Origin of the sequence: Thiomicrorhabdus sp., assembly GCF_041583835.1 — a bacterium.
Lineage (GTDB): Bacteria > Pseudomonadota > Gammaproteobacteria > Thiomicrospirales > Thiomicrospiraceae > Thiomicrorhabdus.
In genome coordinates this window covers 52,379-77,810 of record NZ_JBFHFC010000008.1, presented here as the reverse complement: position 1 = coordinate 77,810, position 25,432 = coordinate 52,379, and the positions used below count along the sequence as shown (strand labels likewise).

Here is a 25,432-nt window from a genome sequence, read left to right as displayed (position 1 = left end):
CGATTATGAATCAAGCATTAAAAGTGATTTTCGCCGGAACACCGGAATTTTCGGTTGCGCCACTACAAGCCCTAATCGACTCCGAACATGAAGTCGTTGCCGTCTATACCCAACCGGACAGACCGGCCGGTCGAGGCCGAAAACTGACGGCAAGTCCGGTCAAAAACCTGGCTTTGCAACATGACATTCCAGTATTTCAGCCTGAAACTCTGCGCAATAAAGACGCCCAGCAAGCGTTAGCGGACTTAAATGCCGACATTATGATCGTCGTCGCTTACGGTCTGATCCTGCCTAAAATCGTACTGGACACACCTAAATTTGGCTGTCTTAACATCCACGCATCACTGCTGCCTAGATGGCGCGGTGCAGCGCCGATTCAACGGGCGATCGAATCAGGCGATTCCGAATCCGGCGTCACCATCATGCAAATGGATGTCGGACTGGATACGGGCGATATGCTGCACAAAGTACATACCCCGATCACATCGACAGACACGGCTCAAAGCCTGCATGACCGTTTGAGTACCTTAGGTGCAGAAGCTTTGATGCAAACGCTGGAAAAACTCCAAAACCAGAGCCTGACACCGGAAAAACAAGACGAAGCCTTGGTGACCTACGCCCAAAAGCTGTCTAAAGCCGAAGCGGAAATCGATTGGCAACAACCCGCAGAAGTCATTGTAAGGAAAATCCAGGCTTTCAATCCTTGGCCAGTCGCGTTCACAACCTTTCAAGAACAGCCGCTGAGAGTACTCGAGGCCAGCTTAGCCGACCAAGCCTTAAAACACTCCGACAAGGAAAGCCAACCCGGCCTAGTCGTTGCCGTCGAAAAACAAGGCATTTTAATCGAAACCGGTACCTCCTCTATTTGGCTGACGCAGGTACAACCTGCCGGCAAAAAAGCCATGTCCGCCTACGATTTCGCCCAAGCGCGTCAATTACTGGGGCATCAGTTCTAAATGAGTCAGGACAGCAAACCGATCAATACCCGTTTCGTCGCCCTTAAAATATGCCTGACGGTGATTGAAGAAGGGCGCTCATTAAGCCAGACCCTTCCCGAAGGATTGGCGCAATTCAGCGATCGCAGAGAACGTAACTTCACCCAAAACCTGGTATTAGGTACTTTACGTTGGCAAGAGCGTTTGGAAGCGATTCGCACCCTGCTGCTTAAAAAACCGATGAAAACCAAAGACGAAGACGTCAATCAACTGATTCTACTTGGCTTGTACCAAATTCTATATATGGACACCCCGGAACATGCGGCGGTTTCCGAAACCGTTTCGGTCACCAAATCGCTCAAAAAACCTTGGGCAAAAGCCTTGGTCAACGGCGTACTTCGAAATTTCCTGCGTGAAAAGCAAGCCCTATGTGACGAAGTCGACCTGAAACCCGCTTACAAATATTCGCATCCGCAATGGTTCGTCAAACAGCTACGCAAAGCGTATCCCGAACACTGGGAAGCCATCCTCGAAGCCAACAACCAACAAGCACCGCTGACGCTAAGGGCCAACACCCACTATCAAACCCGCCAGCAGTTTTTGGATGCACTTAAGGAAGCGGACATAGAAGCATCGGAACATCCGACAGCGCCTCAAGGCGTCCTTCTGAATCAAAGTACCGACATCACGCAACTACCCAGTTACGATGAAGGCGGTTTCAGCGTTCAGGACGCCGCAGCGCAGCAAGCGGCCAACCTGTTACAGCCTCAAATTAACGAACACATTCTGGATGCCTGTGCCGCACCGGGCGGAAAAACCACACACCTTTTGGAACTTTCGCAGAATCAAGCCCGCGTTTTCGCTCTTGAAAAAGAACCGGAACGTCTTGATCGTTTAGGTGAAAACCTGCACCGCCTTAATCTGGACGCAGAATATGCCGCCGGAGACGCTTCGCAACCGGACGATTGGTGGAACGGCGAGCAATTCGACAAAATCCTGCTTGATGCCCCTTGCTCCGCAACCGGAATCATCCGCCGCCACCCGGACATCAAATGGCATCGCACCGCGGAAGACATCGAACAACTGGTCATCACCCAACAAGCCATATTAGAAGCGCTATGGCCGTTGCTTAAACCGGGCGGACGCCTGCTTTACGCCACCTGCTCGATTTTGCCGCAAGAAAATACTCTTCAAATGCAGCACTTTATCGAAACCCAGCCAAGCGCCAAAATTGTTCCGATTCAAGCCGACTGGGGGATAACGTTTGCGGACACCCCGGGCAGACAAATCCTTCCGGGCGAATACGGCATGGACGGATTCTTTTACTGCCTGCTGGAAAAGGAGATTTAAGTGAAAGCCGCTGAGATCGGATACTTCAAAGCGTTCATCAGCGATCTTTTTCAGCGTCTGGAAGACGCAAGATTTCCGATCCAAAACATTTTAGCGCCCCTGTTGATATCGCTTTCCCTGCTAACGGGATCGAATGCAAACGCTTCCGACGAGATCCGCATTATTCAAGTCACCGATTATCAAGAAGACCAGATGCTGCTGTTCGATTCGCAAACCCAATTCCATCTCCCCGATGCCATATTGGAAGCGCTCCAGAACGAAATCGTAATCACGTTTGAAACCAACATCGTTTTCACTGAACACCACCGTCTGCTCGGCATTAAATACGACCGGGAACGTTTTAATTTAAGTTACCAGACACAGCTGATCTACTCCGGTTTCAACAACCGCTACACATTGATCAACGAACGCAACAACAACGTCCGTCACTTTTCCAGTCTAAGCCAGGCACTGTCGACGTTAGGCACCATGGTCTCCTTTCCGGTTTTACCCTTGTCGGAACTGCATCCCGGTCAAAAACACACCTTAAAATTGAGAATCCGCCTTAATCCTTGGAGACTCCCGGCGCCGCTCGTGTTAAATTCTTTCATCGATTCCGACTGGAAGCTTGATAGCGGCTGGTTTGAAACCACAATCTACACCCCCAAGAGTTGGTTATGAAGATAGCAAGTTGGCGTTTAGTCAAACAATATGGCTGGTTAGCGCTTCTGTCGAGTGCGCTCCTGATTGCACTCATCATGATGAGCCAGATCCTGCAAAATGCGTCGGAGTTCGCAGAAGCTTACTCCAGTCTGCTATTTTTCAGTTTTGCCGGCATTACCCTCTTATTGGTCATGCTGGTTCGCACCCTGCTGATGCTCAGGAAACGCTATCAGGCAAAAAGTCCCGGCATCAAAATCACCTTAAGAATCACTGCAATCTTCACGTTTTTGTTGGGTATCCCCATTGCCATCATTTTCTACTTCGCCCTGAACTTCATCCATCAAGGGATTAACCAGTGGTTTGACGTCAAAACCGATACGGCTCTGAGCAATGCGGCGACGCTAGTGCGCACCACACTGGATAACAAAACCATCGACAGCCTCAACCTGACCTTAAGCGTCGCCAAGGATAACCGTCCTTTAATTGCCTCTTCACCCTTTATCGGGGTCAGTACCCTGCGGACAAAACTGAATGCCCAGGAAGTCGCACTCTATCATTCCAACCAGCAATTGATCGCTTTCAGCAGTCTCAACGACACCGACATTCTGCCGATTCCGCCGGGGGATAACCTGTTCCAACAAATCCGCCAGAAGAAAACCTATGCGGCGATCGAACCCTTGCCCGGTTCGACCCAAGAACAGGAAATTATCCGAGTCATCATTCCGTTTTCTGACATCCAACTCAATGGCAATTATGCCTTGCAGGTTATCTTCAATATCCCCAGCGGAATCACCGAACTGGCCGAATCGGTCAAGGTCGCTTCGGGACAATACAAAGAACTTTCCTATCTAAAGGGACCTTTGACCACCAGCTTCACCATGATTCTGACCATGGTTCTGTTGCTGACACTGGTCACCGCCTTACTGTTTACCATTCAGGCCGTGCACAACCTGACTCGTCCGATGCGCACCCTGGCACGTGGAACCGCAGCGGTATCGCGAGGCGATTACAGTATAAAAATGCCGGCGGAACACGATGATGAATTCGGTACCTTGATCCATTCGTTCAACGATATGATTCAGAAAATCGCCCAAGCGCGTAACGACATCAAAATCGGACATCAACAGACCGAAGTACAGAAACTTTATCTACAAGCAATCATTCAAAACCTGTCCAGCGGGGTTTTGACGTTCGACATGAATAAACGTCTGCGCACCACCAACGATGCCGCTGCCGCCATTTTGAACACCAATTTGACCCGACATGTAGGCAAACGCCTGCGAGACCTGATCGAACACGAGGAAAACGCCCATTTGAAAGCGCTGTTCGAACACATCTCGCCGATGTTCGACAAAAGCGTCAAACCTTGGAATATGCAGTACAAATTCACCTGCAAGCAAAGTCAGAAAATTCTGATGCTACACGGTTCGACCTTACCGAGTATCGATCAAAAAATCGGCGGATTCGTTATCGTTATGGACGACATTACCGAACTGGTTCAGGCACAGCTACATGCCGCTTGGAGTGACGTGGCCCGCCGTTTGGCTCACGAAATCAAAAACCCTCTGACCCCTATCCAACTGTCGGCGGAACGCCTTAACTACAAACTGCACGATAAACTCGAAACCGAAGACAAGGCACTACTGGAGCGTATGACACACACCATCATCGAACAAGTGTCCACCATGCAGACGTTGGTTCAGGCTTTCACCGATTATGCCAACACGCCGCAAATCGAGACTCGAAAAATCGCGATCAACCAATTAATCGACGACGTCACGCTGATGTATCGAGGCTCCGAAGCCAAATGGACGATCGAGCAAACCTTGGACGAACGCTGCCCTGAAATGATGGCGGATGCTTCCAGACTGCGTCAATTACTTCACAACCTGTTGAAAAATGCGATCGAAGCAACCGAAAATATACCTGCACCTACGATCACAATCACAACCCAATGCGATGACGACCTGTCCCTTCTCACCGTCAATCTTTGCGATAACGGCCCAGGCATCGGCGAAGATACCCAAAACTGGATTTTCGAACCCTATGCCACCGACAAACCCAAAGGCACCGGCCTGGGATTGGCGATCGTCAAAAAAATTGTCGAAGAACATAACGGACAAATTAGCGTGGACTCGTCCCCCGAGAAGGGAACCTGTTTTATAATTCACCTACCGATCATCTTGAGTGAAGAGGCCCAATGAAACCAGGCAAGATACTGATTGTGGATGACGAAAAAGACATCCGCAACTTAATGAAAGAAATCTTCGAAGAAGAAGGTTACCAAATCGAAACCGCCGCCAACGGTGTCCAAGCCAAAAACAGCTGGAAGACCAACGTCCCCGACGTCATTTTCCTGGACATCTGGATGCCTGACATTGACGGCATCACCCTGCTTAAAGAAATGCAGCATGACCCGTTGCTCGATCAAACCAGCATCGTCATGATGTCCGGTCACGGTACTATTGAAACCGCAATCGAAGCGACAAAACTCGGCGCTTACGACTTCCTTGAAAAACCACTTTCACTGGCCAAGTTGATCGTCATTGCCGAACGCGCTTTGGAACACACCCGCCTCAATCAAGAAAACCGTCAACTTAAACAAACCTTGCCGGAACAAATTCTGCCGATCGGTAAAAGCAAACTCATCATTGCTTTACGCGAATCGATCGAACGCCTGGCAAAATACAGCATGCCGATTCTGGTTGTCGGCGAAGCCGGAAGCGGCAAGGAACATTTTGCCAAAGCGATCCATAAAACCAGCGACCGTAAAGAAGCCGGACTGCTCACTTTTTACGCAAAAGATTTTAACCAACTGGCTCAGGAAGCATCACAGTCGGACAATACCGAACTGCTCAACCAGTTAAGACAGATCGACGGCGGCACTTTGATTCTCGCCAATGCAGATCAATTAAGCCATGCCTCCCAATCGATCCTGTCCGGAATCATTCTCGATCATTGTTACTCCTGCGCCTACAATCAAAACGGCGTGAAACTGGATTTACGCGTCATTGCATTGACCAAAACCGGACTGGAAGGCATTCATCAGCAAGGCGACTTCCGCGACGATCTCTACCAGCGTTTTCAGGTCATGCCGATTCACATTCCCGCACTTCGACAACATACCGAAGACATTCCGGAATTGATCGAATATTTCATCAACTATTTCGTTACCCATGACGGCCTGAATTACCGTCATTTCAGCGTTTCCGCACAAAACATCATGCGCCAATACAGCTGGCCGGGAAATATTCGCGAACTGCAAAATATCATCCAGAAACTGTTAATTTTGGGTAACGGCGACATTACCGACAAGGAGGTCAAGTCCGCCTTGACCCAGTCCGAAACCGCCGAACTCAGCGAACTTGGTATCGACACCAGCATCAATCTAAAATTGGCCAAAGACCATTTCGAAAAAGCCTATCTCAGCCAACTGCTTAGAGAAACCGGAGGCAATGTTTCGGAAACCGCCAAACGTTCGGGCATCGATCGAACCAACCTTTACCGTAAGCTGAAAACCCTGGGAATCGACCCGAAAAACCCTATTTAATAAAACTTTTAAAATGGTTTTATCGGCGTAGAATAAGACCAAAAAATAATGCATAGCTAAAGATTATTATAAAAAATGAATATTGTTATATTAGGGGCCGGCCAGGTCGGCTCTTCGCTAGCAGAACTACTTGCCAACGAAAATAACGACGTCACCGTCGTCGATCTCGATAGAGCCAACCTTCAACGACTGCAAGACCGACTCGACATTCGAACCGTCAGCGGACACGCTTCCCATCCGGACGTTCTCGAGCAGGCCGGTTTGGAAGAGGCCGATATGTTGATCGCGGCAACCCAAAACGACGAAACCAATATTCTGGCCTGCCACATCGCTCACCTAGTCTACAAAACCAATACTAAAATCGCCCGCGTACGCAGCCGTTCCTATCTAGACCACCCTGAATTGTTCAGCCGCGATTACAATACGGACACCTTACCGATCGACGTTCTGATCAGCCCGGAAACCTTGGTAACCAATTACATCCTACAGCTTATCGAATACCCCGGCTCTTTGCAGGTCATCGATTTTGCCGGCGGAAAAGTCCGCTTGATCGCAGTTCGCGCTTTCAAAGGCAGTCTCTTGGTCGACAAAAAAATCAAAGAACTCAAAAACTACTTGCCGAAAGACGTCAAGACTCGAATCGTCGCCATCTACCGTAAAGACGAAGTGGTCATGCCCAACGGCGACGCGACCATCAAAGCCGACGACGAAGTCTTTTTCCTGGCCGAACCAAAATACATTCCGGTGATCGTGGAAGAGTTGCGCCGTCATAAAGAACGTCCGTCGCGTAACATCATGATTGCCGGCGGCGGTAACATCGGTTTCAGTCTGGCGAAAGCGTTGGAGAATAAGCATCAGGTCAAACTGATCGACCATAATATCCAGCAGGCCAGACAGGTTGCGGAAACCCTCGACAACACCATCATCATTCACGGCGACGTCTCCGATAAAGACCTGTTACTTGAAGAGAACATCGACGAAATCGACCTGTTTGTTGCCGTCACCAACTCGGATGAAGCGAATATCATTTCCGGTATGTTGGCGAAAAAACTCGGCGTACGTCGAGTAATCGCTCTGGTCAATAACCAGTCTTATATCGAATTGATTCAGCTAAACAGCATCGACGTGGCGATTTCCGCCGACCAGATCACCACCAGTAAACTGCTACACTACATGCGCCAGGGAGATACCGTTCAGGCGGCCAGTCTGCGTCGCGGTGCAGCGGAAACCATGGAAGTGATCGCTCACGGAAGTGAAAACAGCTCTAAAGTAATTGGGCAGCGTATCGGCGAAATCAACTGGCCGAAAGACATTACCGTCGGCTGCATCATTCGCGGCGAACAAGTGTTGATCGCCCATCGCGATTTGGAGATCGAAGCGGAAGACCACGTCATCCTGTTTTTAACCGAACCGAACAGCGCGCCCGATGTTGCCAAACTTTTCACTCCGACTCCGGCAAAAGGTTGGTTTTCATAACCCCGACTGACCCCTAACGAATTTAGAGATTATGCATTCAAAAATCATCACCAAAGTCTTTGGCCTACTGCTGATGCTCTACAGTATCAGCTTGGTTCCTCCCTTGTTGATCTCTTTTTTGTATGGCGATGGAGCGGTATTTGCATTCAGCAGCGTATTGATCGGCGTTCTTACCGTCGGCTTATTCCTTTGGTATCCGATTCGTAATTACAAACAGGACCTGAAAATCCGCGACGGATTTATCGTCGTCGTCATGTTCTGGAGCGTTCTCGGTCTGGTTGGAGCTTTGCCTTTCTACCTCGAACAAGAAGTACCGCTCAGTCTGACCGACTCGATTTTCGAGTCCTTTTCCGGCCTTACCACAACCGGAGCGACCGTCATTACCGGGCTGGACAACCTGCCTCACGGAATTTTGTGGTATCGCCAACAGCTACAATGGATGGGCGGCATGGGGATCATCGTTTTGGCCGTCGCGATTCTGCCGATGCTCGGAATCGGGGGCATGCAGCTCTATCGTGCGGAAACGCCGGGGCCGGTCAAAGATTCGAAAATCGCACCGCGCATCTCCGAAACGGCTAAAACCCTATGGTATTTGTATTTAGGCCTGACCATCGCCTGTGCGATCGGTTACTGGATGGCCGGAATGAACTGGTTCGACGCTTTCGGCCACAGTTTTTCGACCGTCGCCATCGGCGGCTTCTCCACTCACGATGCCAGCATCGGATTTTTCGACAGCACTGCCGTTGAAAGCGTGGCGATTCTCTTCATGTTTTTGTCGGGCATCAACTTCGCCTTGCACTTTACCGCTTTCCGTAACTTCAGCATCTCGCCTTACCGTTGGGATCCGGAATTCAAGGCTTACGCCAGCCTGCTGATCATCGGTACTCTGATCGTCACCGGCTACCTGTTTATAAAAGGCATTTACCCAACCTGGGAAGAAGCCTTCCGCTACGGGATTTTCCAAACCGTATCCATCGCCACCACCACCGGTTTCGCCAATGCCGAATTTTCCGCTTGGCCTGCTTTTCTGCCGGTTATGTTGATTATGATGAGCTTCATCGGCGGTAGCGCCGGGTCGACTGCAGGCGGAATGAAAATGATCCGCTTCGTTCTACTGTTCAAACAGGGAACCCGTGAAATCAAAGGGCTGTTGCATCCCAACGCCATCATGCCGGTTAAACTCAACGGCAAGCCGATTCCGGAAAAAGTCATGGCCGCAGTCTGGGGTTTCTTATCGGTGTACGTATTCACCTTCTCTATCCTGATGCTGATCATCATGGCACTGGGTGTCGATCAAATTACTGCATTTTCGGCCATTGCCGCGATGATGAACAATCTCGGTCCCGGCTTGGGAGAGGTCGCCTCCAATTTTGAAACCATGAGCGATCCGGTCAAATGGGTGCTGACCTTCGCGATGCTCCTGGGACGCTTGGAAATCTTCACTTTATTGGTTCTATTCACTGCCGCTTTCTGGCGTAAATAACGACAATTGGACAAATAACGCGATGACGGTCGACAACGCACAAAAATGGGATGAGAAATACGCCTCAGCCAATCTAAATACTCCCGCTAACCCTTGCCATGCCCTCAGACAACATAGTCGCCTGTTGCCGTTTAAAGGGCAGGCATTGGAAATTGCCTGCGGACTGGGCGGGAACGCACGTTTCCTAGCCCAATGCGGCTTAAAAACCCATGCGTGGGACATCTCCGACAACGCCTTAACGATTTTGAACAATTGGGCGAGCCTGAACCAGTTACCGATCGAACCGTTGATTACCGATCTGGAACAGATGATCTTGCCCTATCAGCAATACGACGTGATCGTCGTCAGCCGTTACCTGGATCGAAAACTCTTCCCGCAACTGGAAAGTGCGTTAAAACCGGGCGGACTGCTGTTCTATCAAACCTTTCTGGGACCGGTACAGGATAATGCTCCCCGCAATCCCGACTTTTATGTGCAGTCGGGCGAGTTCAACCAAGTCTGGCCTAAACTGCAAACCCTGGTTTACGGGGAAGGCTGGTTGGTCGGCGAAAACGATACTTCCGAGCAACCGGTTCGTCATCGTTATGCGTGGTATATCGGGCGTAAGGCTCAATAGCGTGGCGCTTAAACGAATGCTTTTGATATGACATTCTTCAGACAAGCCTCGCCTGCTGCGGTCGGTTTCTTTCTGGCTATTTTCGGCACCGCCCTGTTTTCAATCAAGTCGATCTTCATCAAACTCGCCTACGCAGAAGGACTCGATACCGACAGTGTCTTAATGCTTAGAATGGCCATCGCCCTGCCCGTTTACCTGCTGATGATGGTCTGGCTGATTCGCGTTAACAACCAAATTCCGCTACTCAACGGAAAACTGCTTAAAATCACCTTTCTGGGATTCATCGGTTATTACCTCTCTTCCTGGCTTGACCTGAAAGGATTAGAAATGATCTCCGCGCAGCTCGAACGGCTTACCTTGTTCACCTATCCGATTATGGTCGCACTGCTGGGCGCGATCTTTTTCAAAACGCCGCTAACCCGAAAGATCATTGCTGCACTGGTGATTACCTACAGCGGACTTATGGTCACCTTTTACCAAGAGCTGCATTTCAGCGGCGACAACACCACGCTGGGAACGTTTTTGGTGTTCCTGGCGGCATTAAGCTTTTCGTTCTATGTGCTGTTCGGCAAAAAATTGATTCATGAGGTGGGCAGCCTTTGGTTCACCAGCTTGGCGATGGCAATTTCCAGCGGCTTCGTGTTGATTCACTACCTGCTACTAAACGATATTTCCAATCTGGATGTCAGCGCAATGGCGTGGTTGTGGCTGTTTCTTCTGGCGATTGTCAGTACCGTCATCCCCAGCTTTATGATCAGCGAAGCCATCGCCAAAATCGGCCCGGCGCAAACCGGCATCATCGGAACCTTAGGGCCTTTGGTGACGATTGTATTGGCGGTATGGATTTTGAACGAACCGTTCACGATATGGCATGCATTCGGGCTGATTCTGGTCATCGGCGGCGTGACCATATTGACCCATCAACCCAAATCGTCTGCAAACAAACCTTAAAGCCCTAAAAAGGCAATGTTCACGACTTATAGATGTCGTCCACGCCGGCCGGCGGTTTGCGATAACGTTTGTAAGACCAAAGATATTGCTCGGGTGCGATACGAATACAAGCCTCGACTCCGCGATTCAACGCCGCCGCCGCGACGGCTTCGTCCGCACTGGCGACTTCCGCTTCTGCAGGCAGAATATGTAAACGATAACCCTCGGCTTTCGGCAAACGCTCCATCACCACAAACAGGAACGCGCAATCCGATTTTTGAATCAATTTCGAAACCAACGTCATGGTACGCGCCGGACGTCCGAAAAACGGCGCATAAACGCCCCCTTTTTCGCCGGGATCCTGATCGGGTAAAATCGCCGAAAGCTGCTGAGCCTTAAGCGCCTTGACCAGATCTCGAACGCCGCGCATATCGGTCGGTGCCAACTTGGCGCCGTAACGGCTACGCGCATTGACCATAAACGCTTCTACCGACGGAATATTCGGCGGACGATAAAGAAAGGTCGACGCCTGAGTGGTCGAAGTATACATCCCGTTGATTTCCCAGGCACCAATATGCGGTGCTAGCAACAACACCCCTTTATTCTGCTCACGAGCCTGATCCAACAATTCCTGTCCTTTGACCTCTTTGATCAACGGCAACAACTTCGACTCCGGCCAGCACCAAGCCGGCCCTAATTCGGTCGTCACCTGACCGAGATGTATCAGACTGCGTTTGACCAGTCGGCGCTGCTCCTGCGGACTCAATTCGGGAAAGGCCACGGCGACATTCTTTTCCGAAACGCGTTTATTGCTGTTGGGAATCCACCACAGCAACCAGCCGATGAAACTACCGGCCCAACGGTTGATCCTTAACGGCAACCAGCTAAAAAACACCACCAAACCTTTTAACAAGCCGCCTAACCAGGCCTGTTGATTGATGCCGGAAGCTTTGCTCACGCTTCCTCCTCGTGAATCTCGCTAGCTTCTTCGGATGCCGAACCGGTCAATGCCGCCAGTCCTTCATGGTTGTCGTCGGCAATCAGGGGCTGCATCGCCGTCCATAAATTGGCATACAAGTGTTTGTTCTTTTTCTCCTGTTCCAACAACAGCTGTTTAGTCTCGGCACGTGCTTGAGGCTTGGCATAACACGCCGGACAGTTGTCGGGAATAACAGGCAAATGCGCGGCTTCGGCAAAATCGCGCGTCTGGTTTTCGCGTACTCGAACCAGCGGACGGATGATGCGGATATCGCCGTCGTCGTTCAGGTAGTGCGCTTTCATGGTACGCAACTGCCCGGCATTGAAGGCCGACATAATGAAACTCTCGGCCAGATCGTCCAGATGCTGCGCCAACGCCAGAACGTTATACCCTTCGCGACGACACACGGTATACAGAATGCCGCGCTTCTGACGAGCGCAGAAACTGCAAAACGAATCGCCCTTCATGCGCTCTTCGGCCAAACCGACCATATCTTCGCTTTCGTAAAAATAAGGCACTTCCATTTTGGCACACCACTCTTTCAGAGGCGACGGATCGAAACCGGGGATTTCCGGATCGATCGTACACGCCGCCAATTCGAATTTAATCGGTGCGTGACGCTGCAAATGCTTAAGAATCACCAACAAACTCAACGAATCCTTACCACCTGAAAGCCCCAGCAACACACGGTCGCCGTCGCGCAACATCTTGAATTGCGCCATCGCTCGACCAACCGGTTTCATAATCGCCTTAGGCGGTTTGATCCAATCTTTGGTGCGTTCCTTTTTGGTCAATTTCTCGGGGGTTTGTTCGCTGCTTGTCTCTGTCATTGTGTTACCATCCGTTTTCATAACCGCTATTTTACACAATCCGTTATAATCGCGTTTTGCAATCTAGCTTATCCGGCCCAAAGCCCCATGAAGAACTTACTCCGCTTCGCATCGATATTATGCTCTCTAACCCTGATCGGACTCGTTATCCCGAGTTGGGCGACGGCTAACCCGAATGAAACACAACCGTTAGCGACACCTTATGCCGAACAGACTTGGGCCTTTTCCGACGCTTTGAAAATCGACGCTAAAAACATCAGCGGCATTGTCGTCACTTCCGACTTTATGGCTTTAGCCAGCGACGAAGGTTATCAGCTCGAACTATTCACACCCAATAGCGTAGGCGAATGGAGCAGTGCGGGACTTATCGACCTAACCCGCTCGACCGACGAACTCGATATCGAAGGGTTGGCCTGGCAATCACCCTATCTCTATGCCATCGGTTCGCACAGCCTCAAACGCAAAAAGCTCAAAAGTGAACTGGCACAAAAACAGAACCTGAAACGTTTGCAGGAGGTCGTCGAAGAACCCGCTCGACATCAGCTCTTTCGCATCAAGCTGAATAAGAAATTCAAGGCCACTGAAATCAAAGCGATGTCACTCGACTCGATTTTGCATCAGGATCCCGCTCTTAAACGCTTCACCCAAATTCCGAGCAAGGAAAACGGTATCGATATAGAAGGTTTGGGACTCGATGAAAAAGGGCGTTTATTGATCGGTTTCCGCGGTCCGGTATTACGCGGCAATGCGGTGCCGGTGCTGCGTTTAAAACTCGAAAAAGACGACTTTACCGTCAAGAAATCCAAGATGCTCTATCTGCATACCGAAAACGGCGGCGGAATTCGCGGAATCAGCGAAACCAAGTCAGGTCTGTTGATTTTGAGCGGTGCGGTCGGCGACCAGAATCTGCCTTACCAAGTCTCGTTATGGAACGGCGACAACGGCCTGCAAGGAAACGATGCTAAAACCGATACCTTACAACCGTTATGCGAATTACCGGCATCAACCGGCAAACCGGAAGGCATTCAATTTCTTTCTCAAACGCAACAACAGGTTCGTTTCGTGATTGTGCAAGACGGACTGACTAACGGACAACCTACGACTTTTAGCTGCAGACTGCCGTCAAATTAATGCATCTTAGAGGGAGTGTTTGGCGTGATCGGCCAACAGATTATGGATACTTTTCTTCCACGCCAACGATAAGGCAGGATGATCTTCGGCCGCACGTAAAAGCTGCCAGTCTTTCTCGGTTTTATGATGCTGTTTCGCCAAAAACAGATCTTTAATTGTGATTCTGCTGTAACCGTGGGAAAGTTCGACCTCCCTCGGTAACCAGATAACCGGATTGCCTTTCTGCAAAATACCTTCTTGCAACACGCGACAATAAAAACCGACACGGCCGCTTTCGGAATAATCGTTCAAGAAATTGCCCGCCGCTTTCCAAGCCGGAACGCTTTTAACATGCTCTGCCAATTTCCAGCAGGGCGAACGCGGTTGAGACACTTCCAACAAGACACTGCCAACCTGCAAATGATCGCCGAGACAAATTTGAGTTTCGTCAATCTCGGAGACGGTCAAATTTTCACCCAAAAAACCATAAGGTTCGTGAATCCGGAACAGGTCGTAGTTCTCCGCCGGCAAGATAAAGACCGCCTTGTCGAAGCCGCCGTGATTTTTCAAGTCGGCCTGTTCGTCACCGTCCAATCCCATCAAACCGATATGAACCAAACCGTGAACCGGCGACTTATACAGCCCGGACTCGGTCGCATCACCGTCTTTCCATTGATGACGTTGGATTTTACCGATATTGACAGACACCAGTTTCATGAACGACCCCTTTTTGCGGGCTTAGAAAAGCCCCGGTAGGTTTTTATAGAGGATAAACGCCCCCATCAGAATCAAGAACACCGCAAACCCTTTTTTGAGCTGTTCCTGGTTAATCTTACTGCTAATCTTATGACCTAACCAGCCCCCGACGATACCGATCACTGCAAAAATCCAGATAATCGACCAATCCAAAGACAGATTCAACGATTCCAAAACCTTCAAGTAACTGACGAAACCGGCAAACGACTTAACCGCGATAATCACCAGACTGGTTCCCACCGCCAAACGCATCGACAAACCGCCCAACAGCACCAACGCCGGAATAATCAGGAAGCCGCCGCCGACACCGACCAAGCCGGTAATCGCACCGACCACAAAACCGTCCACGGCAATCTTACCCATCGCTCGTTCGGTATGCTCATGCTCGGAATCGCCCAGTTTCATCGGCTTGAACATCAAATAGGATGCACTCAATAACAAGGCTGAAAACACCAACATCTGGATCGCGTCGCTCACATAATGCGCACCCCAGGCACCTACTGCAGCACCTACCATTCCCGGTACCCCGAACAACACCACGGTGCGCCACTTGACCAACTTCTGCATCGCGTAAGGAATTGCCGAGAATAGACTGATCACCCCCACAATCATCAGGGAACCGGCAATCGCCACCTTAGTCTCCTGGCCGACGATGTAGGTCAACACCGGAACGGTTAGAATCGAACCACCCGAACCAAGCAGTCCCAGCGTCAAACCAATCAATAAAGCGCCTATCCATGCCAACATGTTTATTCCTTATCGTTGTTTTTTCGTTTCAAAAACACGCCGCTTTCAATGTGATGAGTATAAGGGAATTGATCAAACAGCGCGGATTCCACGACTTCGTGCGTCACCGAAATCGCGTCCAAATCGCGCGCCAGCGTCTCCGGATTACAGGAGATATAAAGAATATGGTCGTACTCCGTGACCATCTTGCGTGTCAGGTCGTCCAACCCGGCGCGCGGCGGATCGACCAGAATCGCCTGAAAATCGTAACTCGGCAAATCAACGTCTTTAAGGCGGTTAAAAGATTGACCTTGTAGCGCCAAAGAAACTTCTTCCGCCGCCATCTTAAGAATGGTCAGGTTCTCCACGCCGTTGGCCGCAATATTGAATTGCGCCGAGTGCACCGAAGTCTTGGAGATTTCCGTCGCCAACACCTTACGGAACTTGTCCGCCAACGCAATCGAGAAATTACCGTTACCGCAATACAGCTCAATCAAATCGCCTTGGCCGTCCAGATACTTGTCGCACATCTGGCGTGCCCAACCCAACATCTTCTGCGCTACAAACGCATTCGGCTGGGTAAAGCTGTTTTCCACCTGCTGGTAAATGAATTCCTGTCCGTCTACCTGAAGTTTCTCGACCACATAATCTTTGTCCAACAAGATTTTCTGCTTGCGGGCACGGCCGATCACGTGATCGATCGGCAAACGCTGTTTCAGTTTGGCAACGGAATCCAACCAGGCCTGATCGCCTTCAATCTGGCGACGGTATATCAACGTGACCAGCATCTCGCCGCTCAAGGTCGCCAGAAAATCGACCTGAAACAACTTCAAACGCAAGGCCGAGTCGGCCACGATTTCCGCCATCAGCTTCGGCATCAGCTCGTCGATCGACTTGATCGCCATCGGACACGACTTGATCGCCACCTTCTCGCGGGTCTCGGAGTTGAACATGATGTAATCGGTTTCATCCCCTTCATGCCAAATACGGAATTCGGCGCGGGCGCGATAGTTCGATGCAGGCGATTCAAACACCTGAAGATTAGGCAAACTCGGCAGCAACGCGTTTAAGCGAGTGACTTTTTCGTCGAGCTGAGAGGCATACTGTTCCGGGAAAACTTGGCAGAGCATGGCGCATCCATTATTTCGATATTAAGACTTAAGTTTAGGCGGGAATTATACTTGATTAAACAACGGCTTTCCGAATATTCCGGACAGACAACACTTAACACCAAACCGAAACAGACAAAAAACGGCCGTACCCGTTCAAATACCCCGCAAACCCGCTTTGAGGCCGCCAATTTCACATAAAAAGCTATCCCATAAAAAAATAAGGATATAAACGTAATTTGCAAAGATTTTGTCATAAAAAAGTTCTATACTGAATTTTCCTAATACGAAACATCAACGAGCATTAATTTAAGTCGAACTTTCAATGACCCAAGACGTATTCCTGATTATCGATGACCAGAAATCCATTGCCCTGTTGCTGAAAAATCAACTGGAAATACTCACTCCCCTGCCGGTACTGACCTGCCACTCCCTGTCAGAGGCCAAAGAAATTTTGGCGACCGACGTTAACGTGGTGGTTTGTTTGAGCGACCTCCATCTTCCGGACGCCACCAAAGGGGAAGCGATCGAACTTCTTCACAGTAAACACATCACCACCATTGTCCTAACCGCATCCTACTGTGACAAAACCCGCAAAGAAATGTTTCATCAGAAAGTCGCCGATTACGTCACCAAAGACAGTCCGGCTTCGATCCACTACGCCGTTCAAACCGCAGTCAACTTATTCAGGAACGCGCAACGGCGCCTTTGGGTTTTGAGTTCTTCGCACTCACAGTACAGCAATCGTCTGGTGGGACTCTTGCGCGTCCACCGCTTTCGGGTACGGGTATTCGAAAGCCCGCAGGAAATGCTGCGTTGCATCGTATCGGAACAACCCGACCTGATCCTGATCGAAGATACCGATCACATCGGTGCCGACATTCACGGCTTCGTCAACTCGATCCGCCAACGCTTCAATCAGAGCCAGTTACCCATGATGGTTTGCGAACCCGGCAAAAACATCGCCACCGCCATCCGGCTGATGAAGTACGGCGTCAACGATTTCTACAACACCGAGGCGTCGGCCGAAGAACTCTATGTGCGCATCAAACAGAACATCGACCACAGCTGCGCCTACCACGAAATCGAACACATCTCCCAACGCGACCCGCTGACCGGCATCTTCAACCGCGGTTATCTGTTCCAAAAAGGCTCTGCCCTCTTCGACCGATTGAAACAGGGGAATAAGCACGCATTCGTCATGATGGCCGACATCGACCACTTCAAACACGTCAACGACGAACACGGGCATCAAAAGGGCGATGAAGCGATCATATTCACCGCCCGCGCCATCGAAGACCTGTTTTCACACTTCATCACCGCCCGCTTCGGCGGAGAGGAGTTCTGTGTGGTCGGCGAAGTCAACGACGCTGCGGAAATCGAACGGCTCTGCGAAACGCTCAGGGTTTCCATCGAAAAACATTCCAAGGAAAAGATCGGCGTCGAATTCACCCTCAGTCAGGGGCTCACCTATTCCGGCAGTTCGTTGACCGACGCCATCGCAAAGGCCGATAAGGCGCTGTACAGAGCCAAAAAATCCGGTCGCAACAAAGTGTCCGTCGAGTACTGAAAACACCCCCTCCATTTAGGCATGCTTCCGATTAGTGCTCACGGGACAAATCGGGTAAAATAGTCCGATTAAATTTTACGCATGCTATGGAACCCGAAATGAGTCAACGAAGTGAACGCCTACAACTCCTGAAATCCCTTCTGCAAGAACGCATTATGGTACTGGACGGTGCCATGGGAACAATGATTCAGGACCAGCACCTGAGCGAAGAAGATTTTCGCGGTGAGCGTTTTGCCGACTATCACATGGATATCAAAGGCAACAACGATATTCTGGTCATCACCAAGCCGGAAGTGATTCGTGACATCCATCTTGAGTTCCTGCGCAAAGGCGTCGACATTCTGGAAACAAACTCTTTCAACGCCACCACCATCGCGCAGGCCGACTACGACATGCAGGAGTATGTCAGCGAAATCAACCTGGCCGCCGCCAAAGTGGCGCGCGAAGCGTGTGACATCGCCGAAGCCGAAGACGGCAAGCCGCGTTTCGTCACCGGGGTTTTGGGGCCGACAAACCGTACCGCCTCGATCTCGCCGGACGTCAACGACCCGGGTTTCCGTAACACCTCGTTCGACGAGCTGGTCACCGCATACAAACAGGCCACTCATGCTTTGCTTGAAGGTGGCGTGGACACCATCCTGATCGAGACCATTTTCGATACGCTCAACGCCAAAGCGGCTATTTTCGCGGTCAAAGAGGTGGAGAACGAAGTCGGTTACGAAGTGCCGATCATGCTTTCCGGTACCATCACCGATGCGTCCGGACGTACGCTTTCCGGTCAGACCACCGAAGCGTTCTACAACGCCGTCGTGCATGCGGAACCTTTGTCCGTCGGTCTGAACTGTGCCTTGGGGCCGGAAGAACTGCGCCCTTACGTCGAAGAATTGAGCCGCGTCTGTGAAACCTTCGTTTCGGTTCACCCGAACGCCGGTCTGCCGAACGAGTTCGGTGAGTATGACGAAACTCCGGAACAGATGGCCGCAGAAATCAAAGTCTGGGCGGAAAGAGGCTGGATCAACATTATCGGTGGTTGCTGTGGAACCACGCCGGATCACGTGCAGGCCATGGCCAACGCGGCACAGGCGTACCCGCGTCGCGCCCTGCCGGAAATCAAGCCGGCCTGCCGCCTATCCGGTCTTGAACCTCTGAACATCGACGAAAGCTCGCTGTTCGTCAACGTCGGTGAGCGTAACAACGTTACCGGTTCCGCCAAATTCAAGCGCCTGATCATCGAAGAGAACTACGAAGAAGCGATCGAGATCGCCGTGAAGCAGGTGGAAGACGGCGCTCAGATCATCGACGTCAACATGGATGAAGGGATGCTCGACGCCAAGGCGTGCATGGTGCGTTTCCTGAACCTGTTGGCCTCGGAACCGGAAGCGTCGCGCGTACCGATCATGATCGACTCTTCAAAATGGGACGTCATCGAAGCCGGACTGAAATGCATTCAAGGTAAAGGGGTGGTCAACTCCATCTCTTTGAAAGAGGGTGAAGAAGCCTTCATCAAACACGCCAAACTGGTCAAGCAGTACGGCGCGGCCGCCATTGTCATGGCATTCGACGAAACCGGACAGGCAGATACGCTTGAGCGCAAGATCGAAATCTGTGAACGCTCCTACCGCGTTCTGGTCGATAAAGTCGGCTTCTTGCCGCAAGACATCATTTTCGACCCGAACATTTTCGCGGTGGCGACCGGTATCGAAGAACACAACAACTACGGGTTGGATTTCATCAATGCCGTCACCTGGATCAAAAAGAATCTGCCGCACGCCAAGATTTCCGGTGGGGTTTCCAACGTCTCCTTCTCGTTCCGAGGCAACAACCCGGTTCGTGAAGCGATCCACTCGGTCTTCCTGTACTACGCAATCAAGGAAGGCATGGACATGGGTATCGTCAACGCCGGACAGATGGCGATCTACGACGACCTGCCTGAAAAACTGCGCGTTGCAGTCGAAGACGTCATCCTGAACAAAGATCCTGACGCCGGTGAAAGACTGCTAGAAGTGGCCGAAGAATTCCGCGGCGACGGCACCGCCGCCGGTAAAGTGCACGACACCGCCTGGCGCGAAGAGTCGGTCGAAAAACGTCTTGAGCACGCTCTGGTAAAAGGGATCACCGACTTTATCGAATCCGATACCGAAGAAGCCTACCAGAAACTCGGTTCCGCCCTACTGGTCATCGAAGGGCCTTTGATGGACGGCATGAATGTGGTCGGCGACCTGTTCGGTTCCGGAAAGATGTTCCTGCCGCAGGTGGTCAAATCCGCCCGTGTCATGAAGCGCGCCGTGGCCTATCTTGATCCTTATTTGCTGGCACAAAAAGCCGAAGGGCAGGCCAACGGTAAGATTGTGATGGCGACCGTTAAGGGCGACGTTCACGACATCGGTAAGAACATCGTCGGCGTCGTACTGCAATGTAACAACTTCGAGGTTATCGACTTGGGCGTGATGGTTCCGGCCGAAAAGATTCTGGACACCGCCGTCGAACAAGGCGCCAACGTCATCGGGCTTTCCGGCTTGATCACGCCGTCTCTGGAAGAGATGGTCAACGTCGCCAAACTGATGAAAGAACGCAACATGGATCTGCCGCTGTTGATCGGTGGTGCCACCACTTCCAAAGCGCACACGGCGGTCAAGATCGAACCGCAATACGACCATCCGGTTGTTTATGTTAAGGATGCTTCGCGTGCAGTGGGTGTTGCGCAGAGTTTGATCTCCAACGACTTGAAAGTCGATTTCGCCGCCAAAATCCGCGCCGAATACGAACAGGTTCGTGAGGAACGTAAAGCACGTGCTGCTCAGGTCAAACGTATTCCGGTGAACAAGGCGCGTGAGAACCCTGCCCTGACTGAAGAGGCCTGGTCGGAATTCACGCCGGTTAAACCGACCTTCCTAGGCACAAAAGTATTGGAAGACTTCCCGCTTGAGAAACTGGTCGAGCGTTTCGACTGGTCGCCGTTCTTCCAGTCTTGGGAACTGCACGGTTTGTACCCTCGCATTCTGGACGACAAGGTCGTCGGTGAAGAAGCGCGCAAGGTATTTGCCGACGCGCAGGAGATGTTGAAGCAGATCATCGACGAGAAGTGGCTGACCGCCAAAGCGGTCTACGGCTTCTATCCGGCCAACCGCGTCGGCGACGACATTGAAGTCTATACGGACGAATCACGCACCCAAGTGCAACATACGTTCCACCACCTGCGTCAGCAGGCGGAGAAAAAACGCGGCGGTGCCAACAACTGTCTGTCTGACTTCATCGCGCCTAAAGAAACCGGCGTGGCCGACTACATCGGTTTCTTCGCGGTGACGGCGGGTATCGACATCGACGAACACATCGAACGCTTCGAAGCGGCGCACGACGACTACCGCTCGATCATGCTTAAAGCATTGGCCGACCGTTTCGCCGAAGCCTTTGCCGAAACCCTGCATGAAATCGTTCGTAAAGAAGATTGGGGCTACGCGCCGGAAGAGAATCTGGACAACGAAGACCTGATCCGCGAACGCTATCAGGGCATCCGTCCGGCAGCCGGTTATCCGGCCTGCCCGGATCACACCGAGAAAGGCACGAGTTGGGAACTGTTGAAACCAGATACCGCCATTGGTCTGGACATCACCGAAAGCTTCGCGATGACGCCGACGGCTGCGGTTTCAGGAACGTATTTTGCACATCCGGAAAGCCGCTACTTCGGTGTCGGTTCGCTTGGACGTGACCAGGTAGAAGACTACGCCCACCGCAAAGGCTGGACGATCGAAGAAAGCGAAAAATGGCTCGCACCAAACCTGGGTTACGATCCGGAAGATTTTGCGCAGTAACATTAAAATTAAAAGGGCGATTTATTCGCCCTTTTTGTTATTTGTTTAGCACGGTAACGAGGAACACATGACCATATACATACTCGGTGCACTCACAATACTCTTTCCGTTTTTATTCATCGCATGGCTCTCATTCAGCGCAATGCGAAGTAAATCGGAATGGCTATTGAAGATTTTGCTGACAGGAAGTGTTGTGTTATTTTCTACAAAATCGGCCCTTGGGCTGTAACCAGTTACTATTTAAGATACCTTACCGTCGCTTTTTTCTTGATCGCTGCGCTCTATTCATTTCTTAAAGTTCGTACCCTATCCTGGAGCCTTTCCGGAGGAAAATGGAGCTACCTTGGCGGCATAGCGTTATTAGCACTGTGTGGAATATTGTTGGGGGTAAAAATCCTTTCCGGCACCTGCTGCCCCGATAATCCAGTCAAGCTGGCATTTCCTTTAGGTAAAGGTTCCTACAGCATCTTACAAGGTGGAAGCAACGGAATGACAAACCCGTTTCATGCTATGTCCGAGGATGGAAAATACGCCATTGATATCATCGAAATTGGCAAACTAGGAAACCGGGCAACAAACTTTCTGCCTGAAAGCTTGGCTCAGTATCATATCTTTGGCAATGCCGTTTACAGTCCATGTTCAGGCAAGGTGATATCCGCTGTCGATGGCTTACCGGATAATATGCCGACTAAGGTAGATCGTGAGCACACAGCAGGAAATCATATCGTTATAAAATGTAAAAACATTAAGGTTCTTTTAGCGCATTTAAAGAAAGGCAGCGTGAAAATCGAAACAGGAAAGTCTGTTAAAGAAGGTCAGCGAATAGGTGAAGTGGGAAATTCCGGAAACTCCGACGAACCACATCTCCACATCCAAGCCAATAGACTTGATGACCAGCCGGTAGCCATCCTGTTCGGCGACCGTTTTGTCTCAACAAATGATTTGTATGTCGTTAAATAAGGCCATTCGTCTAGAAAGTAGAACAAACCGAAAATGGCTCGCACCGAATCTGGGTTAAGTTCCAGAAGATTTTGCGCAGTAACTAACAATTAAAAGCGTTTGACTAACTCAACATCCCCATTAGGATGTCTAATAAATAGTTAGCTCTCAGCTAGGATGAGGATGCATGGAGATATTGATAGATGAGGCAGGGTCTTTTGCTGTCAAAAATGCGCCTCAGAATTCTTGGTGTGTTGTTGCTGCATATGCATGTCCAGAGACTGAAAAGAGGAAATACCGAGAAACTCTGAGAAATCTGAAAATAAGAGAGGGAGTTCTTGTAGCTGAAGAACTAAAACTACACCAGATATCAGAATTAAATTACATAAAATTCCTACGGGAACTCGGTGCTCTAGAAGGGGTGTTATTCTGCATCGCGACTGACTCTCACCTCAATAAGCTTGAATTGGTTATGAATCATCAAAAGACACGAGCAACCTCGATGCTTGAAAACGTTGATGAAATGAAATACGAAAGTGGAAGAAATGCTGTTCGATATATGACTAGCCAGCTTGAAGAACTTCCAGCTCAGTTATATGTCCAGTTATCCTGCCAAATACAACTGATGCATACATTTGTAAATCGTGGAATTAGCTATTTTGTGCAAAGAAAGCCGAATTCGCTAAAGTCTTTTAAATGGAAAATCGATCAAAAAGAACCCCAAAAGAAAACTGATTTTGAAGATGTATTTGAGAAATTCAGCCCTACACTCCTCCAAACACTTTCCCTTCAAAATCCAGGTCACGCACTAAATTGGTGTGACTATAGACCGATGTCTGAATTTATGTACAAAAAAGGTGAAATACCAGAATATTTGATAGACAAATTCCCTCATTTGAAGGAAAAAGAAGGCTTTGATATCCAAAAAATAATTAGAAAAAATATTAAGTTCATCGATTCAAAGTCGTACGAAGGAATTCAAGTTGCCGATCTTTTAGCGTCTGGTATGAGGCGGTTACTCAGACAAGAATTTGATAATAACTACCTTGTCGCTAAATTGTTTGGTGAGTTAATGGTGCAAGAGGTTAAAAACCAACCTCCTATTAAACTTGTTACGTTTGGAGAAGAGGCAAGCGTAAATGAAGAGCTTGCGCAATTAGTACGACTTTTTTCAAAACATTGTCGCCCGATGATAAATAAAAACTAACAAAGTGCTGCCTGCAACAAAACTACACCACGCTACTACCTTATTCTTTAAACCTCGTACTTTCGTTGTAAATTTTCACAACTGACTTCCCATTCGCCTTTAGAGGCAGTGATAAAATCAGAATTTCCGCTGTGGGTAATGGAGTAAAATCATCTACTAAAACTAACCTCCCTACCCTAACTCCTTTAGAAAATCCCGTAGGAGATTTTAAATACAGCAAATGCCTTAACGGTACATTGGTCGCGTTAGATGCTATTGAACTAATAGAGATAAATCAAAATATGAGTAATCTGAAAAGCCTAGGTTATAACGACTGGTTTGAGAGTCGAGCGGATGATGAAAAAATCGCCGCTCATGATGTTGCGCGGGTCGTTTCTGTCCATAAAGACAGCTACACGGTTACAAAAGGCGGGCAGGAAATATTTGCTGAACTGTCGGGCAACCTGCTCTACAGTGCCGACTCGGCCATTGACCTTCCAACCACCGGTGACTGGGTGTATGCCGATTTTTTCGATGATGATACCCACGCCATCATCTATGGCGTTTTTCCGAGAAAGACACTTCTGAAACGAAAGACCGCCGGAAAGCTGGTGGATTTCCAGTTGATCGCCGCCAATATCGACGTCGCTTTCATTATCCAATCCCTAAATGAGAATTTTAATCTCCGACGGTTGGAACGCTATCTAGTCATGGTCAATGAAAGCGGGATTGAGCCTATTATTCTACTGAGTAAAAGCGACCTTCTCCCCGACGAAGAGATTAACGAAATTAAAGAAAAAATCTTGGCTATTTCCCCTAAAACAACCGTGATGGAATTCAGCAATCTAAACCAAGAGAGCATCGATTCCATCATTGGTTTATTAAAGAGCGGATCTTCTTATTGCTTGTTGGGGTCGTCCGGTGTCGGTAAAACGACTTTACTTAACAGCATCATCGGTGGCGAACAATTTGAAACCCAGTCAGTGAGTAAAATACAAAGTAAAGGCCGACACACGACAACCAGTCGTCAATTGGTTCGCTTGGAAAACGGGGCGATGATCATTGATACTCCGGGAATGAGAGAACTCGGCAGCTTGTCTGTAGATGAAGGGCTGGATGAAACCTTTTCAGAAATACTGGAGCTTGCTCAAAGCTGCAAATTTGCCAACTGCTCCCATACCAATGAAAAAGGCTGCGCGATTTTAGCGGCGATCGAGAGTGGTGATTTGTCCGAAGAGCGCTATCAAAACTATCTGAAAATGAAGAGAGAATCCGATTTTAATCAGATGTCCTATTTAGACAAAAGAAAGAAAGATAAAGATTTCGGGAAGCTGGTTAAAACAACCATGAAGAATAAGCGCAGATAACGCACTCGGCAATAAACACCAAACCCAATAATCAGGCTCAAATTCCACTAGCTTCTTTTCGCACAAACC

The 25,432-nt window shown here is 49.8% G+C and carries 20 protein-coding genes; 15 read left to right on the top strand and 5 right to left on the bottom strand.

The genetic code is table 11. From position 1 onward, the window contains the following. The first annotated feature begins 5 nt into the window (after positions 1–5). The 9 genes from fmt (at position 6) to ABY044_RS06280 (ending at position 11,003) form a co-directional block, all read left to right on the top strand. Positions 6–956: a methionyl-tRNA formyltransferase gene (fmt, locus tag ABY044_RS06320; RefSeq protein WP_373019313.1), complete on the top strand. Its 951-nt coding sequence runs from the start codon at positions 6–8 to the stop codon at positions 954–956. Beyond that, the gene (gene rsmB / locus ABY044_RS06315) at positions 957–2,285 is read left to right on the top strand and encodes a 16S rRNA (cytosine(967)-C(5))-methyltransferase RsmB (protein WP_373019311.1); all 1,329 of its coding nucleotides are present in this window, start codon (positions 957–959) and stop codon (positions 2,283–2,285) included. Next, the gene (locus ABY044_RS06310) at positions 2,286–2,945 is read left to right on the top strand and encodes a DUF4390 domain-containing protein (protein WP_373019309.1); all 660 of its coding nucleotides are present in this window, start codon (positions 2,286–2,288) and stop codon (positions 2,943–2,945) included. Next, positions 2,942–5,131, top strand: coding sequence for an ATP-binding protein (locus ABY044_RS06305; protein WP_373019307.1), 2,190 nt, complete (start codon positions 2,942–2,944; stop codon positions 5,129–5,131). The genes ABY044_RS06310 and ABY044_RS06305 overlap by 4 nt, the downstream gene beginning before the upstream one ends. After that, positions 5,128–6,477, top strand: coding sequence for a sigma-54-dependent transcriptional regulator (locus ABY044_RS06300; protein ID WP_373019305.1), 1,350 nt, complete (start codon positions 5,128–5,130; stop codon positions 6,475–6,477). Before ABY044_RS06305 ends, ABY044_RS06300 begins: the two co-directional genes overlap by 4 nt. A gap of 75 nt (positions 6,478–6,552) precedes the next feature. After that, positions 6,553–7,953: a Trk system potassium transporter TrkA gene (trkA, locus tag ABY044_RS06295; protein ID WP_373019303.1), complete on the top strand. Its 1,401-nt coding sequence runs from the start codon at positions 6,553–6,555 to the stop codon at positions 7,951–7,953. 31 nt (positions 7,954–7,984) lie between these two features. Continuing rightward, positions 7,985–9,436: a TrkH family potassium uptake protein gene (locus ABY044_RS06290; RefSeq protein WP_373019301.1), complete on the top strand. Its 1,452-nt coding sequence runs from the start codon at positions 7,985–7,987 to the stop codon at positions 9,434–9,436. A 22-nt stretch (positions 9,437–9,458) separates the two neighbouring features. Beyond that, positions 9,459–10,052: a class I SAM-dependent methyltransferase gene (locus tag ABY044_RS06285; protein ID WP_373019299.1), complete on the top strand. Its 594-nt coding sequence runs from the start codon at positions 9,459–9,461 to the stop codon at positions 10,050–10,052. Between the two features lie 27 nt (positions 10,053–10,079). Beyond that, a complete protein-coding gene (locus ABY044_RS06280; protein WP_373019297.1) occupies positions 10,080–11,003 on the top strand; it encodes a DMT family transporter in 924 nt (307 codons plus the stop codon). Between the two features lie 19 nt (positions 11,004–11,022). On the opposite strand, the gene ABY044_RS06275 is transcribed toward ABY044_RS06280, so the two are convergent. Together ABY044_RS06275 and ABY044_RS06270 are read right to left on the bottom strand one after the other, a co-directional pair. Then, positions 11,023–11,940 (bottom strand): lysophospholipid acyltransferase family protein, encoded by a 918-nt coding sequence (locus ABY044_RS06275; protein ID WP_373019295.1) that lies wholly within the window; start codon positions 11,938–11,940, stop codon positions 11,023–11,025. After that, positions 11,937–12,704 carry a tRNA 2-thiocytidine biosynthesis TtcA family protein gene (locus tag ABY044_RS06270; protein WP_373019347.1) on the bottom strand — a complete coding sequence of 256 codons (768 nt, stop codon included), beginning with the start codon at positions 12,702–12,704 and terminating at the stop codon, positions 11,937–11,939. The genes ABY044_RS06275 and ABY044_RS06270 overlap by 4 nt, the downstream gene beginning before the upstream one ends. A gap of 174 nt (positions 12,705–12,878) precedes the next feature. On the opposite strand from ABY044_RS06270, the gene ABY044_RS06265 reads away from it, so the two are divergent. Next, positions 12,879–13,922 (top strand): DUF3616 domain-containing protein, encoded by a 1,044-nt coding sequence (locus tag ABY044_RS06265; protein WP_373019293.1) that lies wholly within the window; start codon positions 12,879–12,881, stop codon positions 13,920–13,922. Positions 13,923–13,928: 6 nt separating this feature from the next. On the opposite strand, the gene ABY044_RS06260 is transcribed toward ABY044_RS06265, so the two are convergent. Genes ABY044_RS06260 through trmA form a run of 3 tightly spaced genes read right to left on the bottom strand, consistent with a single transcriptional unit; the run spans position 13,929 to position 16,513 of the window. Further along, a complete protein-coding gene (locus ABY044_RS06260) occupies positions 13,929–14,618 on the bottom strand; it encodes an MOSC domain-containing protein (RefSeq protein WP_373019291.1) in 690 nt (229 codons plus the stop codon). Between the two features lie 21 nt (positions 14,619–14,639). Further along, on the bottom strand, positions 14,640–15,404 hold the full coding sequence (locus tag ABY044_RS06255; protein ID WP_373019289.1) for a sulfite exporter TauE/SafE family protein: 765 nt from the start codon (positions 15,402–15,404) through the stop codon (positions 14,640–14,642). A 2-nt stretch (positions 15,405–15,406) separates the two neighbouring features. After that, the gene (gene trmA, locus ABY044_RS06250) at positions 15,407–16,513 is read right to left on the bottom strand and encodes a tRNA (uridine(54)-C5)-methyltransferase TrmA (RefSeq protein WP_373019287.1); all 1,107 of its coding nucleotides are present in this window, start codon (positions 16,511–16,513) and stop codon (positions 15,407–15,409) included. Between the two features lie 304 nt (positions 16,514–16,817). Between trmA and ABY044_RS06245 the strand changes: the two genes are divergently transcribed. The 5 genes from ABY044_RS06245 (at position 16,818) to rsgA (ending at position 25,363) form a co-directional block, all read left to right on the top strand. After that, a complete protein-coding gene (locus ABY044_RS06245; protein WP_373019285.1) occupies positions 16,818–18,062 on the top strand; it encodes a diguanylate cyclase in 1,245 nt (414 codons plus the stop codon). Between the two features lie 98 nt (positions 18,063–18,160). Further along, positions 18,161–21,871 carry a methionine synthase gene (gene metH / locus ABY044_RS06240; protein ID WP_373019283.1) on the top strand — a complete coding sequence of 1,237 codons (3,711 nt, stop codon included), beginning with the start codon at positions 18,161–18,163 and terminating at the stop codon, positions 21,869–21,871. Between the two features lie 159 nt (positions 21,872–22,030). Beyond that, positions 22,031–22,831: a M23 family metallopeptidase gene (locus tag ABY044_RS06235; RefSeq protein ID WP_373019281.1), complete on the top strand. Its 801-nt coding sequence runs from the start codon at positions 22,031–22,033 to the stop codon at positions 22,829–22,831. Between the two features lie 166 nt (positions 22,832–22,997). Then, positions 22,998–24,017 carry a DUF3800 domain-containing protein gene (locus ABY044_RS06230; RefSeq protein WP_373019279.1) on the top strand — a complete coding sequence of 340 codons (1,020 nt, stop codon included), beginning with the start codon at positions 22,998–23,000 and terminating at the stop codon, positions 24,015–24,017. 281 nt (positions 24,018–24,298) lie between these two features. Beyond that, entirely contained in the window at positions 24,299–25,363 is a 1,065-nt protein-coding gene (gene rsgA / locus ABY044_RS06225) for a ribosome small subunit-dependent GTPase A (protein WP_373019277.1), read from the top strand. Positions 25,364–25,432: the final 69 nt, after the last annotated feature.

What these genes read in the sequence shown, in the direction of transcription:
- fmt (WP_373019313.1), top strand. Translation starts at nt 6, where the DNA reads ATGAATCAAGCATTAAAAGTGATTTTCGCCGGAACACCGGAATTTTCG.
- rsmB (WP_373019311.1), top strand. Translation starts at nt 957, where the DNA reads ATGAGTCAGGACAGCAAACCGATCAATACCCGTTTCGTCGCCCTTAAA.
- ABY044_RS06305 (WP_373019307.1), top strand. Translation starts at nt 2,942, where the DNA reads ATGAAGATAGCAAGTTGGCGTTTAGTCAAACAATATGGCTGGTTAGCG.
- ABY044_RS06300 (WP_373019305.1), top strand. Translation starts at nt 5,128, where the DNA reads ATGAAACCAGGCAAGATACTGATTGTGGATGACGAAAAAGACATCCGC.
- trkA (WP_373019303.1), top strand. Translation starts at nt 6,553, where the DNA reads ATGAATATTGTTATATTAGGGGCCGGCCAGGTCGGCTCTTCGCTAGCA.
- ABY044_RS06290 (WP_373019301.1), top strand. Translation starts at nt 7,985, where the DNA reads ATGCATTCAAAAATCATCACCAAAGTCTTTGGCCTACTGCTGATGCTC.
- ABY044_RS06285 (WP_373019299.1), top strand. Translation starts at nt 9,459, where the DNA reads ATGACGGTCGACAACGCACAAAAATGGGATGAGAAATACGCCTCAGCC.
- ABY044_RS06280 (WP_373019297.1), top strand. Translation starts at nt 10,080, where the DNA reads ATGACATTCTTCAGACAAGCCTCGCCTGCTGCGGTCGGTTTCTTTCTG.
- ABY044_RS06270 (WP_373019347.1), bottom strand. Translation starts at nt 12,704, where the DNA reads ATGAAACCGGTTGGTCGAGCGATGGCGCAATTCAAGATGTTGCGCGAC.
- ABY044_RS06265 (WP_373019293.1), top strand. Translation starts at nt 12,879, where the DNA reads ATGAAGAACTTACTCCGCTTCGCATCGATATTATGCTCTCTAACCCTG.
- ABY044_RS06260 (WP_373019291.1), bottom strand. Translation starts at nt 14,618, where the DNA reads ATGAAACTGGTGTCTGTCAATATCGGTAAAATCCAACGTCATCAATGG.
- ABY044_RS06255 (WP_373019289.1), bottom strand. Translation starts at nt 15,404, where the DNA reads ATGTTGGCATGGATAGGCGCTTTATTGATTGGTTTGACGCTGGGACTG.
- trmA (WP_373019287.1), bottom strand. Translation starts at nt 16,513, where the DNA reads ATGCTCTGCCAAGTTTTCCCGGAACAGTATGCCTCTCAGCTCGACGAA.
- ABY044_RS06245 (WP_373019285.1), top strand. Translation starts at nt 16,818, where the DNA reads ATGACCCAAGACGTATTCCTGATTATCGATGACCAGAAATCCATTGCC.
- metH (WP_373019283.1), top strand. Translation starts at nt 18,161, where the DNA reads ATGAGTCAACGAAGTGAACGCCTACAACTCCTGAAATCCCTTCTGCAA.
- ABY044_RS06235 (WP_373019281.1), top strand. Translation starts at nt 22,031, where the DNA reads ATGGCTATTGAAGATTTTGCTGACAGGAAGTGTTGTGTTATTTTCTAC.
- ABY044_RS06230 (WP_373019279.1), top strand. Translation starts at nt 22,998, where the DNA reads ATGGAGATATTGATAGATGAGGCAGGGTCTTTTGCTGTCAAAAATGCG.
- rsgA (WP_373019277.1), top strand. Translation starts at nt 24,299, where the DNA reads ATGAGTAATCTGAAAAGCCTAGGTTATAACGACTGGTTTGAGAGTCGA.